This is a genomic window from Escherichia sp. TW14182, assembly GCF_000208525.1.
In the GTDB taxonomy this organism is placed as follows: Bacteria; Pseudomonadota; Gammaproteobacteria; order Enterobacterales; family Enterobacteriaceae; genus Escherichia; species Escherichia ruysiae.
The window spans coordinates 16,797-33,655 of record NZ_AEJZ01000068.1; the positions used below are offsets into that span (position 1 = coordinate 16,797).

Annotated in this window: 12 protein-coding genes; 9 read left to right on the forward strand and 3 right to left on the reverse strand. The window is 53.4% G+C overall.

The features are described 5' to 3' along the window. Position 1: 1 nt before the first annotated feature. From nanA to nanQ, 5 genes are all read left to right on the forward strand, one after another. Positions 2 to 895, forward strand: coding sequence for an N-acetylneuraminate lyase (gene nanA / locus EQY_RS0106835; protein ID WP_000224714.1), 894 nt, complete (start codon positions 2 to 4; stop codon positions 893 to 895). Between the two features lie 107 nt (positions 896 to 1,002). Further along, positions 1,003 to 2,493, forward strand: a complete 1,491-nt coding sequence (nanT, locus tag EQY_RS0106840; protein WP_000108483.1) for a sialic acid transporter NanT — start codon at positions 1,003 to 1,005, stop codon at positions 2,491 to 2,493. Between the two features lie 47 nt (positions 2,494 to 2,540). Further along, positions 2,541 to 3,230 carry an N-acetylmannosamine-6-phosphate 2-epimerase gene (locus tag EQY_RS0106845; RefSeq protein ID WP_000054234.1) on the forward strand — a complete coding sequence of 230 codons (690 nt, stop codon included), beginning with the start codon at positions 2,541 to 2,543 and terminating at the stop codon, positions 3,228 to 3,230. Continuing rightward, entirely contained in the window at positions 3,227 to 4,105 is an 879-nt protein-coding gene (gene nanK / locus EQY_RS0106850; protein WP_000209042.1) for an N-acetylmannosamine kinase, read from the forward strand. Before EQY_RS0106845 ends, nanK begins: the two co-directional genes overlap by 4 nt. After that, positions 4,102 to 4,566, forward strand: a complete 465-nt coding sequence (gene nanQ / locus EQY_RS0106855; protein ID WP_000979866.1) for an N-acetylneuraminate anomerase — start codon at positions 4,102 to 4,104, stop codon at positions 4,564 to 4,566. Before nanK ends, nanQ begins: the two co-directional genes overlap by 4 nt. Positions 4,567 to 4,633: 67 nt before the next feature. On the opposite strand, the gene gltD is transcribed toward nanQ, so the two are convergent. Further along, positions 4,634 to 6,052 carry a glutamate synthase subunit GltD gene (gltD, locus tag EQY_RS0106860; protein ID WP_000081662.1) on the reverse strand — a complete coding sequence of 473 codons (1,419 nt, stop codon included), beginning with the start codon at positions 6,050 to 6,052 and terminating at the stop codon, positions 4,634 to 4,636. A 12-nt stretch (positions 6,053 to 6,064) separates the two neighbouring features. Then, positions 6,065 to 10,525: a glutamate synthase large subunit gene (gene gltB / locus EQY_RS0106865; protein WP_038808904.1), complete on the reverse strand. Its 4,461-nt coding sequence runs from the start codon at positions 10,523 to 10,525 to the stop codon at positions 6,065 to 6,067. 675 nt (positions 10,526 to 11,200) lie between these two features. Between gltB and mnmL the strand changes: the two genes are divergently transcribed. The 4 genes from mnmL to mtgA all read left to right on the forward strand — a co-directional run bounded on the left by mnmL (position 11,201) and on the right by mtgA (position 16,170). Then, positions 11,201 to 12,130 (forward strand): tRNA modification radical SAM protein MnmL/YtqA, encoded by a 930-nt coding sequence (mnmL, locus tag EQY_RS0106870; protein ID WP_024165162.1) that lies wholly within the window; start codon positions 11,201 to 11,203, stop codon positions 12,128 to 12,130. Positions 12,131 to 12,225: 95 nt separating this feature from the next. After that, on the forward strand, positions 12,226 to 14,562 hold the full coding sequence (arcB, locus tag EQY_RS0106875) for an aerobic respiration two-component sensor histidine kinase ArcB (RefSeq protein WP_000809801.1): 2,337 nt from the start codon (positions 12,226 to 12,228) through the stop codon (positions 14,560 to 14,562). Between the two features lie 229 nt (positions 14,563 to 14,791). Further along, entirely contained in the window at positions 14,792 to 15,445 is a 654-nt protein-coding gene (gene elbB, locus EQY_RS0106880; protein ID WP_010346520.1) for an isoprenoid biosynthesis glyoxalase ElbB, read from the forward strand. Continuing rightward, positions 15,442 to 16,170, forward strand: coding sequence for a monofunctional biosynthetic peptidoglycan transglycosylase (gene mtgA / locus EQY_RS0106885; RefSeq protein ID WP_000047059.1), 729 nt, complete (start codon positions 15,442 to 15,444; stop codon positions 16,168 to 16,170). The genes elbB and mtgA overlap by 4 nt, the downstream gene beginning before the upstream one ends. Here mtgA and yrbL read toward each other — a convergent pair. Next, on the reverse strand, positions 16,167 to 16,799 hold the full coding sequence (yrbL, locus tag EQY_RS0106890; protein ID WP_000620414.1) for a PhoP regulatory network protein YrbL: 633 nt from the start codon (positions 16,797 to 16,799) through the stop codon (positions 16,167 to 16,169). The two genes, mtgA and yrbL, sit on opposite strands and share 4 nt — an antisense overlap. Positions 16,800 to 16,859: the final 60 nt, after the last annotated feature.

A 16,859-nucleotide genomic window follows, 5' to 3' on the forward strand; every position in this document is an offset into this window, starting at 1 on the left:
TATGGCAACAAATTTACGTGGCGTAATGGCCGCACTCCTGACTCCTTTTGACCAACAACAAGCACTGGATAAAGCGAGTCTGCGCCGCCTGGTTCAGTTCAATATTCAGCAGGGCATCGACGGTTTATACGTAGGTGGTTCAACCGGCGAAGCCTTTGTGCAGAGCCTTTCCGAGCGTGAACAGGTACTGGAAATCGTCGCGGAAGAGGCGAAAGGCAAGATTAAATTAATCGCTCACGTAGGTTGCGTCAGCACTGCTGAAAGCCAACAACTTGCGGCATCCGCTAAACGTTATGGCTTTGATGCCGTCTCTGCCGTTACGCCGTTCTACTATCCTTTTAGCTTTGAAGAACACTGCGATCACTATCGGGCAATCATTGATTCAGCGGATGGTTTGCCGATGGTGGTGTACAACATTCCGGCGTTAAGCGGCGTTAAACTGACCCTGGATCAGATCAACACTCTGGTTACGTTGCCGGGTGTCGGGGCGCTGAAACAGACCTCTGGCGATCTCTATCAGATGGAGCAGATCCGTCGTGAACATCCTGATCTGGTGCTCTACAACGGTTACGACGAAATCTTTGCTTCCGGCCTGCTGGCGGGCGCTGATGGTGGTATCGGTAGTACCTACAACATCATGGGCTGGCGTTATCAGGGCATCGTTAAGGCGTTGAAAGAGGGCGATATTCAAACCGCGCAGAAACTGCAAACCGAGTGCAACAAAGTCATTGATTTGCTGATTAAAACAGGCGTATTCCGTGGCCTGAAAACAGTTCTTCACTATATGGATGTGGTGTCCGTTCCGCTGTGCCGCAAACCGTTTGGTCCGGTGGATGAAAAATATCTGCCAGAACTGAAGGCGCTGGCTCAGCAGTTGATGCAAGAGCGCGGGTGAGTTTTTCCCCTCACTCGCCCCTACCGGGTGAGGGGAAATAAACGCATCTGTACCCTACAACTTTCATACCAAAGCGTGTGGGCAACGCCCATCGCGGGAGACTCACAATGAGTACTACAACCCAGAATATCCCGTGGTATCGCCATCTCAACCGCGCACAATGGCGAGCATTTTCCGCTGCCTGGTTGGGATATCTACTTGATGGTTTTGATTTCGTTTTAATTGCCCTGGTACTCACCGAAGTACAAGGTGAATTTGGGCTGACGACGGTGCAGGCGGCAAGTCTGATCTCCGCAGCCTTTATCTCACGCTGGTTCGGCGGCTTGATGCTTGGGGCTATGGGGGATCGTTACGGGCGTCGTCTGGCAATGGTCACCAGTATCGTTCTCTTCTCGGTCGGGACGCTGGCTTGTGGCTTTGCGCCAGGCTACATCACTATGTTTATCGCTCGTCTGGTGATCGGCATGGGGATGGCAGGAGAATACGGTTCCAGCGCCACCTATGTCATTGAAAGCTGGCCAAAACACCTACGTAACAAAGCCAGTGGTTTTCTGATTTCCGGTTTCTCTGTGGGTGCTGTCGTTGCCGCTCAGGTTTACAGCCTGGTGGTTCCGATCTGGGGCTGGCGTGCGCTGTTCTTTATCGGCATCTTACCGATCATCTTTGCTCTCTGGCTGCGTAAAAATATCCCGGAAGCGGAAGACTGGAAAGAGAAACACGGGGGTAAAGCACCGGTACGCACAATGGTGGATATTCTTTACCGTGGTGAACATCGCATCGCCAATATCGTGATGACACTGGCGGCAGCTACTGCGCTGTGGTTCTGCTTTGCCGGCAACCTGCAAAATGCCGCAATCGTCGCTGTTCTTGGGCTGTTATGCGCCGCAATTTTTATCAGCTTTATGGTACAGAGTACGGGCAAACGCTGGCCAACCGGTGTGATGCTGATGGTGGTTGTGTTGTTTGCTTTCCTCTACTCATGGCCGATTCAGGCGCTGCTGCCGACGTATCTGAAAACTGAGCTGGCTTATAACCCACATACGGTCGCCAATGTGTTGTTCTTTAGTGGTTTTGGTGCGGCGGTGGGTTGCTGCGTCGGTGGCTTCCTCGGTGACTGGCTGGGAACGCGCAAAGCCTACGTTTGTAGCCTGTTAGCTTCACAATTGCTGATTATTCCGGTGTTTGCGATTGGCGGCGCAAACGTCTGGGTACTCGGTCTGTTACTGTTCTTCCAGCAAATGCTTGGTCAGGGCATCTCCGGGATCTTACCGAAACTGATCGGCGGTTATTTCGATACCGACCAGCGTGCAGCGGGGCTGGGCTTTACCTACAACGTCGGCGCACTTGGCGGCGCACTGGCTCCAATCCTCGGCGCGTTGATCGCTCAACGTCTGGATCTGGGCACTGCGCTGGGATCGCTCTCGTTCAGTCTGACGTTCGTGGTGATCTTGCTGATTGGTCTGGATATGCCATCCCGCGTTCAGCGTTGGCTGCGCCCGGAAGCGTTGCGGACTCATGACGCTATCGACGGCAAACCATTTAGCGGTGCCGTACCGTTTGGCAGCGCCAAAAACGATTTAGTCAAAACCAAAAGTTAATTCTGTAGCCCGGTCTCTGTACCGGGTCTTTCGCTAAGGGAAGATGTATGTCGTTACTTGCACAACTGGATCAAAAAATCGCCGCTAACGGTGGACTGATTGTCTCCTGCCAGCCGGTTCCGGACAGCCCGCTCGATAAACCCGAAATCGTTGCTGCCATGGCATTAGCGGCAGAGCAGGCAGGTGCGGTTGCTATTCGCATAGAAGGTGTGGCAAACCTGAAAGCCACGCGTGCGGTGGTGAGCGTGCCGATTATCGGGATTGTGAAACGCGATCTGGAGGATTCTCCGGTACGTATCACAGCTTATATTGAAGATGTTGATGCACTGGCGCAGGCGGGCGCGGACATTATCGCGATTGACGGCACCGACCGACCGCGTCCGGTGCCTGTTGAAACGCTGCTGGCACGTATTCACCATCACGGTTTACTGGCGATGACCGACTGCTCAACGCCGGAAGACGGCCTGGCATGCCAAAAGCTGGGAGCCGAAATTATTGGCACTACGCTTTCTGGCTATACCACGCCTGTAACGCCAGAAGAGCCGGATCTGGCGCTGGTGAAAACGTTGAGCGACGCCGGATGTCGGGTAATTGCCGAAGGACGTTACAACTCGCCAGCGCAGGCGGCGGATGCGATGCGCCACGGCGCATGGGCGGTAACGGTGGGTTCTGCCATTACGCGTCTTGAACACATTTGTCAGTGGTACAACACAGCGATGAAAAAGGCGGTGCTATGACCACACTGGCGATTGATATCGGCGGTACTAAACTTGCCGCCGCGCTGATTGGCGCTGATGGGCAGATCCGCGATCGCCGAGAACTTCCTACGCCTGCCAGCCAGACACCAGAAGCCTTGCGTGAAGCCTTGGCCGCGTTAGTCTCCCCGTTGCAAGCTCATGCGCAGCAGGTTGCCATCGCTTCAACCGGGATCATCCGCGATGGCAGCTTGCTGGCGCTGAATCCGCATAATCTCGGTGGATTGCTACATTTTCCGTTAGTCAAAACTTTGGAACAACTTACCGATTTGCCGACCATTGCCATTAACGATGCGCAGGCCGCAGCGTGGGCGGAGTATCAGGCGCTGGAAGGCGATATAACCGATATGGTGTTTATCACCGTTTCCACTGGTGTTGGCGGCGGTGTAGTGAGCGGCGGCAAACTGCTTACCGGCCCAGGCGGTCTGGCGGGGCACATCGGGCATACGCTTGCCGATCCGCAGGGGCCTGTCTGTGGCTGTGGACGCACAGGTTGCGTGGAAGCGATTGCTTCTGGTCGCGGTATTGCGGCGGCGGCGGCGCAGGGTGAGCTGGCTGGCGCGGATGCGAAAACCATTTTCACGCGCGCCGGACAGGGTGACGAGCAGGCGCAGCAACTGATTCATCGCTCCGCACATGCGCTGGCAAGACTGATTGCCGATGTTAAAGCCACGACTGATTGCCAGTGTGTGGTGCTCGGCGGCAGTGTTGGGCTGGCGGAAGGGTATCTGGCGCTGGTGGAAACGTATCTGGCTAAGGAGCCAGCGGCATTTCATGTTGAGTTACTGGCGGCGCACTACCGCCATGATGCAGGTTTACTTGGGGCTGCGTTGTTGGCTCAGGGAGAAAAATTATGATGATGGGTGAAGTACAGTCGTTACCATCTGCCGGTTTACATCCAGCACTACTGGACGCGTTAACGCTGGCATTAGCTGCCAGGCCGCAGGAAAAAGCGCCGGGTCGTTACGAATTGCAGGGCGACAATATCTTTATGAATGTCATGACGTTTAACACTCAATCGCCCGTTGAGAAAAAAGCCGAATTGCACCAGCAGTACATTGACATCCAGCTGTTATTAAACGGCGAGGAGCGGATTCTTTTTGGTATGGCAGGCACTGCGCGCCAGTGTGAAGAGTTCCACCATGAAGATGATTACCAGCTTTGCAGCGCCATTGAGAACGAGCAAACCATCATCCTGAAACCGGGAATGTTCGCCGTGTTTATGCCAGGAGAACCGCATAAACCGGGATGCGTTGTCGGCGAACCTGGTGAGATTAAAAAGGTGGTAGTGAAAGTTAAGGCCGAGTTAATGGCTTAAAATTTAGTTGGATAGCTCGTTTTATAAATTCGCCAGACACTGTCTGGCGAATTTATTGTTACCTCGCTTAAACTTCCAGCCAGTTCATAATGCCGTCTGCCGCCTTACGACCTTCGGCAATGGCGGTCACCACCAGATCCGAACCACGCACGATGTCACCACCGGCAAAGATTTTCGGATTGCTGGTTTGGAAAGCGTTTTCGTTACCTTCCGGAGCGATAATGCGACCCTGTGAATCCAGCTCAACGCTGTGTTCTGCCAGCCATTCCATGCTGTGCGGGCGGAAACCAAACGCCATGATCACCGCATCTGCCGGAACGATATGTTCGGAACCTGCCACGATCTCCGCGCGGCGACGGCCTTTAGCGTCCGGTTCGCCCATTTCGGTGCGCACCATTTTCACGCCGCTGACTTTACCGTTGCCATTTACTTCAATACCCAGCGGCTGGACGTTGAATTTGAACTCTACGCCTTCTTCCCGCGCGTTTTTCACTTCGCGGCGGGAACCCGGCATGTTCTCTTCATCACGACGATAGGCACAGGTAACGTGCTTAGCACCCTGGCGCACGGAAGTCCGCACGCAGTCCATCGCGGTATCGCCACCGCCAAGTACCACCACGCGTTTACCTTCCATGCTGACGAACGGTTCATCGCGGGTTTCGCCAAAGCCCATCAACTGTTTGGTGTTGGCGATGAGGAACGGCAGCGCCGCGTACACGCCATCGGCATCTTCGTTTTCCAGTCCTCCACGCATTGACTGATAAGTGCCGACACCGAGGAACACGGCATCGTAATCTTTCAGTAGATCGTCCAGTTGCACGTCACGTCCCACTTCGGTATTGAGTTTGAATTCAATACCCATGCCGGTGAAGATTTCACGGCGGCGCGTCATTACCTCTTTTTCCAGCTTGAAAGCCGGAATACCGAAGGTCAGCAGGCCGCCGATTTCCGGGTGACGGTCGAAGACGACAGCTTTGACACCGTTGCGTGTCAGCACATCCGCACACGCCAGACCTGCCGGGCCTGCGCCGATAATCGCCACTTTTTTACCCGTCTGCTTCACGCCGGACATATCCGGACGCCAGCCCATTTCGAACGCTTTATCATTGATATAACGCTCAATATTGCCGATGGTCACTGCGCCAAACTCATCGTTCAGGGTACAGGAACCTTCGCACAGACGATCCTGCGGGCAAACGCGTCCACACACTTCCGGCAGGGTATTGGTTTGATGCGACAGTTCTGCCGCTTCAAAAATACGTCCCTCGTTGGCGAGCTTCAGCCAGTTCGGGATGTAGTTGTGTACCGGGCATTTCCACTCGCAGTATGGGTTGCCGCACGACAGGCAGCGGTCAGCCTGCGCTTTGGCCTGGCCTTCGGAAAACGGCTCGTAAATTTCAACAAACTCAATTTTGCGGATCTTCAGCGGTTTCTTTGGCGGATCAACGCGCTGCAGGTCGATAAATTGATAAACATTCTGACTCATTGTTGCTACCCCTTACTGCGCCTGCACGCGCAACTCTGCTGCGCTACGACTACGGTGCCCCAGCAGTGCTTTTACATCACTGGACTTCGGTTTAACCAGCGCAAATTTAGTGGCGAAGATTGACCAGTTCGCCAGAATCTCTTCGCCACGCTGCGAACCGGTATGCTGCACATGCTCAGTGATAAGACCACGCAGATGCTCTTCATGGATCGCCAGAGAGTCAACGTTTAAGACCTCGACCAGTTCCGGGTTAACGCGTTTGCGGAAATCACCACTTTCGTCGAGAACGTAAGCGAAGCCGCCGGTCATGCCCGCACCGAAGTTAACACCGGTTTTACCCAGAATACAGACGATACCACCCGTCATGTATTCACAGCCGTTGTCGCCAATGCCTTCTACCACGGTAATCGCACCGGAGTTACGCACGCCAAAACGTTCACCCGCGCGGCCAGCGGCATACAGACGACCGCCGGTCGCGCCATACAGGCAAGTGTTGCCGATAATGCTCGCCTCGTGGCTGCGGAAGGCCGAGCCAACCGGAGGACGAATGGCGATTAAGCCGCCCGCCATGCCTTTACCGACATAGTCGTTGGCATCGCCCGTCAGATACAGCTCCACGCCGCCCGCGTTCCACACGCCGAAACTCTGGCCTGCGGTGCCGTTGAAGTACGCTTTAATCGGATCGGCAGCCAGCCCCTGATCGCCGTGCGTCTGGGCGATATAACCTGAAAGCGATGCGCCCACGGAACGGTCGGTGTTACGAATATCGAACCATAAGGTTTTACTCTGACGCTCATCGACAAACGGTTTCGCCTGTTGCAGCAACTGCGCGTTCAGCAGACCGTTATCGAACGGCGGGTTGTTTTCGGTGCAGTAGAGCTCCTTACCAGGATGCGGCTCGGCAGTCTCCAGCAGCTTCGATAGCGCCAGTTTTTGCTGTTTAGCGGTGAAACCGTCCAGCTCTTTTAGCAGGTCGGTGCGACCAATCAGATCCACCAGACGCGTCACGCCCAGCTGTGCCATCAGCTCGCGGGTTTCACGGGCGATAAATTCAAAGTAATTCGTCACCTTGAACGGCAGGCCGTGGTAGTGATTTTTACGCAGTTTTTCGTCCTGAGTTGCCACGCCGGTGGCGCAGTTGTTCAGGTGGCAAATACGCAGATATTTACAGCCGAGCGCCACCATTGGGCCAGTGCCGAAGCCGAAGCTTTCTGCGCCAAGAATCGCTGCTTTGATGATATCGACGCCAGTTTTCAGACCGCCATCAACCTGCAAACGGATCTTATGACGCAAGCCGTTGGCAACCAGCGCCTGTTGTGTTTCAACAAGCCCCAGTTCCCACGGGCAGCCTGCGTATTTCACTGACGACAGCGGACTTGCGCCGGTGCCACCGTCATAGCCAGCGATGGTGATTAAATCGGCATAAGCTTTCGCCACACCGGTGGCGATGGTGCCAACGCCCGGTTCGGAAACCAGCTTCACGGAGATCATCGCTTTCGGGTTAACCTGCTTGAGGTCGAAAATAAGCTGCGCTAAGTCCTCGATAGAGTAGATATCGTGGTGCGGTGGCGGGGAGATCAACGTTACGCCGGGTACGGAATAGCGCAGTTTGGCGATGTAAGGAGTGACTTTATCGCCCGGCAACTGACCGCCTTCGCCCGGCTTCGCGCCCTGAGCGACTTTAATCTGAATCACGTCGGCATTGACCAGATACGCCGGAGTGACGCCGAAGCGACCGGAAGCGACCTGTTTAATGCGCGAGACTTTGTTGGTGCCGTAGCGCGCCGGATCTTCCCCCCCTTCACCGGAGTTGGAGTTGCCGCCGATGCTGTTCATCGCTTCCGCCAGTGCCTCGTGGGCTTCCGGGCTTAACGCGCCGATAGACATCGCAGCGGTATCGAAGCGTTTAAACAGTTCGCTTGCCGGCTCAACATCAGCAATGTTGACCGCGTTTTCACCCGGCGTAATTGCCAGCAGATCGCGCAGCGTTGTTGCCGGGCGCTCGTTAACCAGCTTCGCGTATTCCTGATAGTCGCTGTACTCGCCGCTCTGTACCGCCTGCTGCAGCGTGCGCACGACGTCTGGATTGTAGGCGTGGTATTCGCCGCCATGCACATATTTCAGCAGGCCGCCCTGGCTGATGGGCTTACGCGCCAGCCAGGCTCGTTTTGACAGATTCAGCAGATCCTGCTGGAAGTCTTCGAAGCCTGCCCCGCCAATGCGGCTGACCGCGCCCTGGAAGCACAGGCTCACAACATCATCGTGCAGACCGACCGCCTCAAACAGTTTCGAGCAGCGGTAAGAGGCGATGGTGGAGATGCCCATCTTGGACATGATTTTGTACAAGCCTTTGTTGATGCCGTTACGGTAGTTGAGCATCACAGTACGATAATTTTTGGCAATCGCGTGGGTGTCAACCAGGCGACCCAGTGTTTCATAGGCAAGGTACGGATAAATAGCCGTCGCGCCGAAGCCCAGCAACACGGCGAAGTGGTGTGGATCGCGGGCGCTGGCGGTTTCGACGATGATGTTGGCGTCGCAACGCAGGCTTTGATCGACCAGACGGGTCTGGATCGCGCCAACCGCCATCGGGGCTGGAACCGGCAGGCGATCTTTAGCGATATTCCGGTCGGAAAGCACCAGCAGCACGGTGCCGCTACGCACCATTTTTTCGGCTTTATCGCACAGCTCTTTGACCGTCGCTTCGAGCGTGTTTTTGGTTGCGTCAAAGGTGATATCCAGGGTATCTGCGCGGTAGTGCTCTTCTTTCATCGTCGTGAGCTGTTTGAAATCAGAGTAGAGCAGAATCGGCGATTTAAAGCTTAAACGGTGTGCCTGGCCTTCGGCTTCACAGAAGACGTTCATTTCGCGCCCGATGCTGGTAGCGAGCGACATAACATGCGCTTCACGCAGCGGGTCGATTGGCGGATTAGTGACCTGGGCAAACTGCTGGCGGAAGTAGTCGTAAATAATGCGCGGCTGGCTGGAGAGCACGGCGAATGGGGTGTCGTCGCCCATCGAACCGACAGCTTCCTGACCGTTTTCGCCCAGCACACGGATCACAGAGTCCAGCTCTTCCGCGCTGTAGTTAAACTGTTTCTGGTAGCTGGCAAGCGTGTCGTCGTCCAGTTCACGGCTACCCACTTCTTCATCGGGCAAGTCTTCAAACGGCACCAGGCGGCGAACGTTTTTCTCCATCCACTCTTTATATGGATGGCGGCTTTTCAGGTCATCATCGGTTTCTGCCGAGTGCAGAATACGCCCACTGCGGGTGTCGATCACCATCAGTTCGCCCGGCCCCACGCGGCCTTTTTCAACCACTTCGTCAGGCTGATAACCCCAGATGCCGACTTCAGAGGCGCAGGTGATGAGCTTATCTTTGGTGATGACGTAGCGCGCCGGACGCAGACCGTTACGGTCGAGGTTACAGGCAGCGAAGCGACCGTCTGACATCACGATGCCCGCCGGGCCATCCCACGGCTCCATATGCATGGAGTTAAAATCGAAGAACGCGCGCAGTTCCGGATCCATATCCGGGTTGTTCTGCCAGGCTGGTGGAACTAACAGACGCATGGCGCGGATGATATCCATCCCGCCTGCCAGCAGCAGTTCCAGCATGTTATCCATCGAACTGGAGTCAGAGCCGGTTTCGTTGACGAACGGCGCGGCGTCGTGCAAATCCGGGATCAGCGGCGTCTGGAATTTATAAGTACGGGCGCGCGCCCACTGACGGTTACCGGTGATAGTGTTGATTTCGCCGTTGTGCGCCAGATAGCGGAACGGCTGCGCCAGCGGCCAGCGCGGCACGGTGTTGGTGGAGAAGCGTTGATGGAACAGACAGATAGCTGATTCCAGACGCAGATCAGCAAGATCCAGGTAAAAGCGCGGCAAATCCGCCGGCATACACAGACCTTTATAGATGTTGACCAGATTCGACAGGCTACAGACGTAGAAGTCTTTATCGGCTTCGAGACGTTTTTCGATGCGGCGACGGGCGATAAACAGACGGCGCTCCATATCGCGCGGACGCCAGCCTGCCGGGGCGTTCACAAAAATTTGCTCAATGCGCGGCAGCGAGGAGAGGGCGATTTCACCCAGTACACCTTCGTTGGTAGGGACATCACGCCAGCCGACAATCGACAAGGTTTCGCGTTGTAGCTCTTCTTCAACGACGCGGCGTGCGGCGGCGGCGAGTTCAGGATCTTTATTCAGGAAGATCATCCCGACGGCGTAGTTTTTCGCTAAACGCCAGCCGCGTTCCTGCGCAACGATGCGAAAAAAGCGATCCGGTTTTTGTAACAGCAGGCCGCAACCGTCACCAGTTTTACCATCAGCGAGAATCGCGCCACGGTGCTGCATACGAGCCAGTGCGTGTATTGCAGTACGCACTACCTTGTGGCTAGGTTCGCCTTCTATGTGGGCGATCAGGCCGAAACCACAGTTATCCCTCTCAAGGGATTTATCGTACAACATATCGTGAACCTCCCCCAGGCTCTGCGGGAACCCCACTACCGAACCGCTGCGCACGGGCACAGAAAGAGCATGGCGACGGGGTTTGCGTTTCATACGCTTACCTCGCATTCGCCCCCTTTTTTGTCCTTTTCGCATCAGTTAATACGGTGAAGAGGGGAACTCAATTACTGCATAAATATGATGAGCAGGCTGCTCATCCAGAAAGCTTCCAGCGGATTTCCAACTTATCGGGAAAGCTGATACAGGTCAAATGGCAAGCTTATTGCTCTGGAAATGTGCTTTAGCGCAAAATTATTTGTTAATTTATTGAATTTAAACTAAATTTGTTATTCTTAATTAATGGAAAGAGAAAAAGGAAAACGTTGAGTGCCTGACTACTTTAGCGGCGAGTTAACCCTTATCCTGCCTTGAATTGACGTTTGAAGCAGTGTTTTATACTGTCTTAAGAGGAAAAGGCATTTCATGCTACTGTTTTTGTTTAAAATCCATTAGCGGATAAAAAAATCCGACGCAAGATAAGCAAAAGTAATTTATGTGCTACTGCATTAAATTTCAGTAATTGTGATTTAATATGCAGTTGATATAAGCAGGCCGGGACGATTGATCCAGGTCATCGCCGAATTGAGCTAAAAATGGCAGGCTTTGGCCTCTTTTCAAGGCGCGGTCTATCAGATTATGCAGTTACAGAAATTAGTCAATATGTTTGGTGGGGATCTTACCCGTCGTTACGGGCAAAAGGTGCATAAACTGACGCTGCATGGCGGTTTTAGCTGCCCGAATCGTGACGGAACCATCGGACGCGGCGGATGCACATTCTGTAATGTTGCTTCGTTTGCCGACGAAGCGCAGCAACACCGCTCCATTGCTGAACAGCTGGCGCATCAGGCGAATCTGGTTAACCGTGCGAAACGCTATCTGGCCTACTTTCAGGCTTATACCAGCACCTTTGCGGAAGTTCAGGTGCTGCGTTCCATGTATCAACAGGCGGTGAGCCAGGCCAATATTGTCGGTTTGTGTGTTGGTACGCGCCCGGACTGCGTGCCGGATGCGGTGTTGGATCTGCTTTGTGAATATAAAGACCAGGGCTACGAAGTGTGGCTGGAGCTGGGGTTGCAAACCGCGCACGACAAAACACTGCATCGCATCAATCGCGGACATGATTTTGCCTGCTATCAGCGCACGACCCAGCTGGCTCGTCAGCGTGGGCTTAAGGTGTGTTCTCACTTAATTGTCGGCCTGCCTGGCGAAGGGCAAGCGGAATGTTTGCAAACACTGGAGAGAGTGGTTGAAACCGGCGTGGACGGCATCAAGCTTCATCCCCTGCATATCGTGAAAGGCAGCATTATGGCGAAAGCCTGGGAAGCGGGACGTTTGAACGGTATTGAACTGGACGATTACACGCTGACGGCGGGAGAGATGATTCGCCATACGCCACCGGAAGTTATCTACCACCGCATTTCCGCCAGCGCCCGTCGCCCGACGTTACTTGCTCCGCTGTGGTGTGAAAATCGCTGGACGGGTATGGTCGAGCTGGATCGCTATCTGAATGAACATGGCGTACAGGGATCGGCGCTGGGACGTCCGTGGCTACCTCCAACGGCGTAGGCCATTGAGGGGAATTCCGCATTTCTCACACAATTTATAACGTAACTGTCAGAATTGGGTATTATTGGGGCAGGTTGTCGTGAAGGAATTCCCTAATGAAGCAAATTCGTCTGCTGGCGCAGTATTATGTTGACCTGATGATGAAGTTAGGTCTGGTGCGCTTCTCAATGTTGCTGGCGCTGGCCCTTGTCGTTCTCGCCATTGTGGTGCAAATGGCGGTGACCATGGTGCTGCATGGTCAGGTCGAAAGTATTGATGTTATTCGTTCTATCTTCTTTGGTCTGCTGATTACGCCGTGGGCGGTCTACTTTCTTTCGGTGGTCGTCGAGCAACTGGAGGAGTCACGACAACGTCTGTCACGGCTGGTGCAAAAACTGGAGGAGATGCGCGAGCGCGATCTGAGCCTCAACGTTCAGTTAAAAGACAATATTACCCAGCTTAATCAGGAAATCGCCGTTCGTGAAAAAGCTGAAGCTGAATTGCAGGAAACCTTCGGTCAGCTGAAAATTGAAATCAAAGAGCGTGAAGAGACACAAATTCAGCTCGAACAGCAATCCTCTTTTTTACGTTCCTTCCTTGACGCCTCTCCAGATCTGGTTTTTTACCGTAACGAAGATAAAGAGTTTTCCGGCTGTAACCGTGCAATGGAATTGCTAACAGGGAAGAGCGAAAAACAACTGGTTCACCTGAAACCTGCTGATGTTTACTCGCCGGAAGCCGCCGCGAAAGTTATTGAAACCGATGAGAAAGTGTTTCGTCATAATGTGTCACTGACTTATGAACAGTGGCTGGATTATCCGGACGGACGCAAAGCCTGCTTTGAAATCCGTAAAGTGCCGTACTACGACCGTGTGGGTAAACGGCATGGTTTGATGGGCTTTGGTCGCGACATTACCGAGCGTAAGCGGTATCAGGATGCGCTCGAACGCGCCAGCCGCGACAAAACGACGTTTATTTCCACCATCAGTCACGAATTGCGTACACCTCTGAACGGTATCGTTGGCTTAAGCCGCATTCTGCTGGATACGGAACTCACTGCTGAGCAGGAAAAATATCTCAAAACCATCCATGTTTCCGCCGTCACTTTGGGGAATATTTTTAACGATATTATCGACATGGATAAGATGGAGCGCCGCAAGGTTCAGCTTGATAATCAGCCGGTTGATTTCACCAGCTTCCTTGCCGATCTGGAAAATCTTTCCGCATTGCAGGCGCAACAAAAAGGGCTGCGCTTTAATCTGGAACCGACGCTACCATTACCGCATCAGGTCATTACCGACGGTACGCGTTTACGGCAGATCCTGTGGAATCTCATCAGTAACGCCGTCAAATTTACCCAGCAAGGTCAGGTTACCGTGCGCGTGCGCTACGATGAAGGCGACATGCTGCATTTTGAAGTGGAAGACTCAGGCATCGGCATTCCGCAGGATGAGCTGGATAAAATTTTTGCCATGTATTACCAGGTGAAAGACAGTCACGGCGGTAAACCTGCCACCGGCACCGGCATTGGTCTGGCCGTTTCTCGTCGGCTGGCGAAAAATATGGGCGGCGATATTACTGTTACCAGCGAACAGGGCAAAGGTTCAACCTTTAGGTTGACGATCCACGCACCGTCGGTGGCAGAAGAGGTCGATGATGCGTTTGATGAAGACGATATGCCTTTACCGGCACTAAATGTGCTGCTGGTGGAAGACATTGAACTGAACGTTATTGTCGCGCGTTCTGTACTGGAAAAATTAGGTAACAGCGTTGATGTAGCAATGACCGGCAAGGCGGCGCTGGAGATGTTTAAGCCGGGCGAATACGACCTGGTATTGCTGGATATTCAGTTGCCAGATATGACCGGGTTGGATATCTCTCGTGAACTGACGAAGCGTTATCCGCGCGAAGATTTACCGCCGCTGGTGGCTTTAACTGCCAATGTGCTGAAAGATAAACAAGAGTACCTCAATGCTGGAATGGATGATGTGCTGAGTAAGCCGCTTTCCGTACCGGCGCTAACCGCGATGATCAAGAAATTCTGGGATACCCCGGATGATGAGGAGAGCACGGTGACGACAGAAGAGAACAGCAAATCTGAAGCATTACTCGATATTCCCATGCTGGAACAGTATCTCGAACTTGTAGGGCCGAAGTTGATTACCGACGGGTTAGCGGTGTTTGAGAAGATGATGCCGGGCTATGTCAGCGTGCTGGAGTCGAATCTGACGGCGCAGGATAAAAAAGGCATTGTCGAGGAAGGGCATAAAATTAAAGGCGCGGCGGGTTCAGTGGGGTTACGCCATCTGCAACAGCTGGGTCAGCAAATTCAGTCTCCCGACCTTCCTGCGTGGGAAGATAACGTAGGTGAATGGATTGAAGAGATGAAAGAAGAGTGGCGTCACGACGTAGACGTGCTGAAAGCGTGGGTGGCAAAAGCCACTAAAAAATGACCCCGGCTAGACCGGGGTGCGCGAATACTGCGCCAACACCAGGGAAATCTTGGCTGCGCCGTAAATTATTATGATGAGTTACAAGGGCACAGCACTGTTTTTCAGGCCGCACGCAGTTAAGATAGCAAATCTTAAATGATTTGTTACATGAATCAGTTAAATGTGTGATGCGTAGCATTTTTATTAAAAAGATTAATGTGTTTCAGTCAGTTGCGAAAGGATGATCACAATGAAGAAAATTGGCGTAGTTCTGAGCGGGTGCGGCGTTTATGACGGTTCCGAAATTCATGAAGCTGTGTTGACGTTACTGGCGATATCGCGTAGCGGCGCGCAGGCGGTCTGCTTTGCACCGGATAAGCAGCAGGTTGACGTTATCAACCATTTAACCGGCGAGGCGATGACGGAATCGCGCAATGTGCTGATTGAAGCCGCGCGTATTGCGCGTGGTGAGATCCGTCCTCTGGCTCAGGCCGATGCTGCCGAACTGGATGCGTTGATTGTGCCTGGTGGCTTTGGTGCGGCGAAGAATTTAAGCAATTTTGCCAGCCTTGGCAGTGAATGCACTGTTGAGCGTGAATTAAAGGCGCTGGCGCAAGCGATGCATCAGGCCGGTAAACCGCTTGGTTTTATGTGTATTGCCCCGGCGATGCTGCCGAAAATTTTCGATTTCCCACTGCGTTTGACCATCGGTACTGATATCGATACCGCAGAAGTGCTGGAAGAGATGGGCGCAGAGCATGTACCGTGTCCGGTCGATGATATCGTGGTTGATGAAGACAATAAGATTGTCACTACACCGGCTTATATGTTGGCACAGAACATTGCGGAAGCGGCGAACGGCATTGATAAGCTGGTTTCCCGCGTGCTGGTTCTGGCTGAATGAGTAAAAGCCGCTTAACGGCGTTCGGTTTCGTTCGTCGTTTTCTTCTGCGGTTAGTGGTTGTCCTCGCCGTTTTATGGGGCGGGGGCATCGCGTTGTTTAGCATAGCGCCTGTCCCGTTCTCAGCGGTGATGGTCGAGCGACAGGTCAGTGCCTGGCTGCATGGCAATTTTCGTTACGTGGCGCATTCTGACTGGGTCAGTACGGATCAAATCTCGCCGTGGATGGGGCTGGCAGTGATTGCCGCAGAAGATCAGAAATTCCCTGAGCACTGGGGCTTTGATGTCGCTTCCATTGAGAAAGCCCTGGCGCACAACGAGCGCAATGAAAATCGTATTCGCGGCGCATCAACGATTTCTCAGCAGACAGCCAAAAATCTCTTTTTATGGGATGGGCGTAGCTGGATACGTAAAGGGCTGGAAGCAGGTCTGACATTGGGGATAGAAACGGTCTGGAGCAAAAAGCGTATCCTGACGGTTTACCTGAATATCGCCGAATTTGGCGATGGTGTGTTTGGTGTTGAAGCCGCAGCGCAACGCTATTTCCACAAACCCGCGAGCAAACTCACTCAGTCGGAGGCTGCCTCACTGGCAGCGGTACTTCCGAACCCACTACGCTTTAAAGTTTCCGCACCCTCAGGCTACGTGCGTAGCCGTCAGGCGTGGATTTTACGGCAGATGCATCAGTTGGGCGGTGAATCTTTTATGCGGCAACATCAGCTGTATTAAGCTTCGCGCGAGGTGAGGGTGAGTTTCTTGTTCTCACTGAGTTGTGCGCCTTTCTTCAGGGCGACCGATAACGCGGGTTGAGCGATAAAACGTTGCCACAAACGCTCTTGCTTACGTAGACAACACCACTTCGACCAGGTCGCCAGCGGAATCCACGTGCTTTCACCAATGTTGTCACAGACGACGGGAATGATTTCTGACTCGCTGATGCGGTGGCAAAGAATATTCTGCGGCTTCAGCGACATCGTCACGATGCGGTTATCCTGCAAATAACGCTTCAGCTGCTTCAGTAACTGACGCAACTGAGCAACATCTTCTTCGTAACGGCATTGTCCAGCAAATTCGGTCAATGTAATAGACGGCTTGCCATCAAAATCGGCAATGACATCGTAGACATAACCGGTTCCACAATCCGTCTCAACCGTACCGTGATAGCGTGGAATACCGCTCCAGTCTTTCAAACGACGACCAAGGTGCGCATAGTACTTTAACTCACGGCGGATCTCTTTATCACCACCGTCGCCACGGTGGTAGACAATCTTGATACAGCGTTGGGCATCTTCCGGATGCGCGTAACATTTCCGATGTCTTCCGGTGCCCAGGGGACTTTGTTCAGATAAGCGAATCATGCCATCTCCTGGAAATATTTTCTGACAATCTCCGTAAGCGCTCCGTCTGTAACGTCTTGT

What these genes read in the sequence shown, in the direction of transcription:
- nanA (WP_000224714.1), top strand. Translation starts at nt 2, where the DNA reads ATGGCAACAAATTTACGTGGCGTAATGGCCGCACTCCTGACTCCTTTT.
- nanT (WP_000108483.1), top strand. Translation starts at nt 1,003, where the DNA reads ATGAGTACTACAACCCAGAATATCCCGTGGTATCGCCATCTCAACCGC.
- EQY_RS0106845 (WP_000054234.1), top strand. Translation starts at nt 2,541, where the DNA reads ATGTCGTTACTTGCACAACTGGATCAAAAAATCGCCGCTAACGGTGGA.
- nanK (WP_000209042.1), top strand. Translation starts at nt 3,227, where the DNA reads ATGACCACACTGGCGATTGATATCGGCGGTACTAAACTTGCCGCCGCG.
- nanQ (WP_000979866.1), top strand. Translation starts at nt 4,102, where the DNA reads ATGATGATGGGTGAAGTACAGTCGTTACCATCTGCCGGTTTACATCCA.
- gltD (WP_000081662.1), bottom strand. Translation starts at nt 6,052, where the DNA reads ATGAGTCAGAATGTTTATCAATTTATCGACCTGCAGCGCGTTGATCCG.
- gltB (WP_038808904.1), bottom strand. Translation starts at nt 10,525, where the DNA reads ATGTTGTACGATAAATCCCTTGAGAGGGATAACTGTGGTTTCGGCCTG.
- mnmL (WP_024165162.1), top strand. Translation starts at nt 11,201, where the DNA reads ATGCAGTTACAGAAATTAGTCAATATGTTTGGTGGGGATCTTACCCGT.
- arcB (WP_000809801.1), top strand. Translation starts at nt 12,226, where the DNA reads ATGAAGCAAATTCGTCTGCTGGCGCAGTATTATGTTGACCTGATGATG.
- elbB (WP_010346520.1), top strand. Translation starts at nt 14,792, where the DNA reads ATGAAGAAAATTGGCGTAGTTCTGAGCGGGTGCGGCGTTTATGACGGT.
- mtgA (WP_000047059.1), top strand. Translation starts at nt 15,442, where the DNA reads ATGAGTAAAAGCCGCTTAACGGCGTTCGGTTTCGTTCGTCGTTTTCTT.
- yrbL (WP_000620414.1), bottom strand. Translation starts at nt 16,799, where the DNA reads ATGATTCGCTTATCTGAACAAAGTCCCCTGGGCACCGGAAGACATCGG.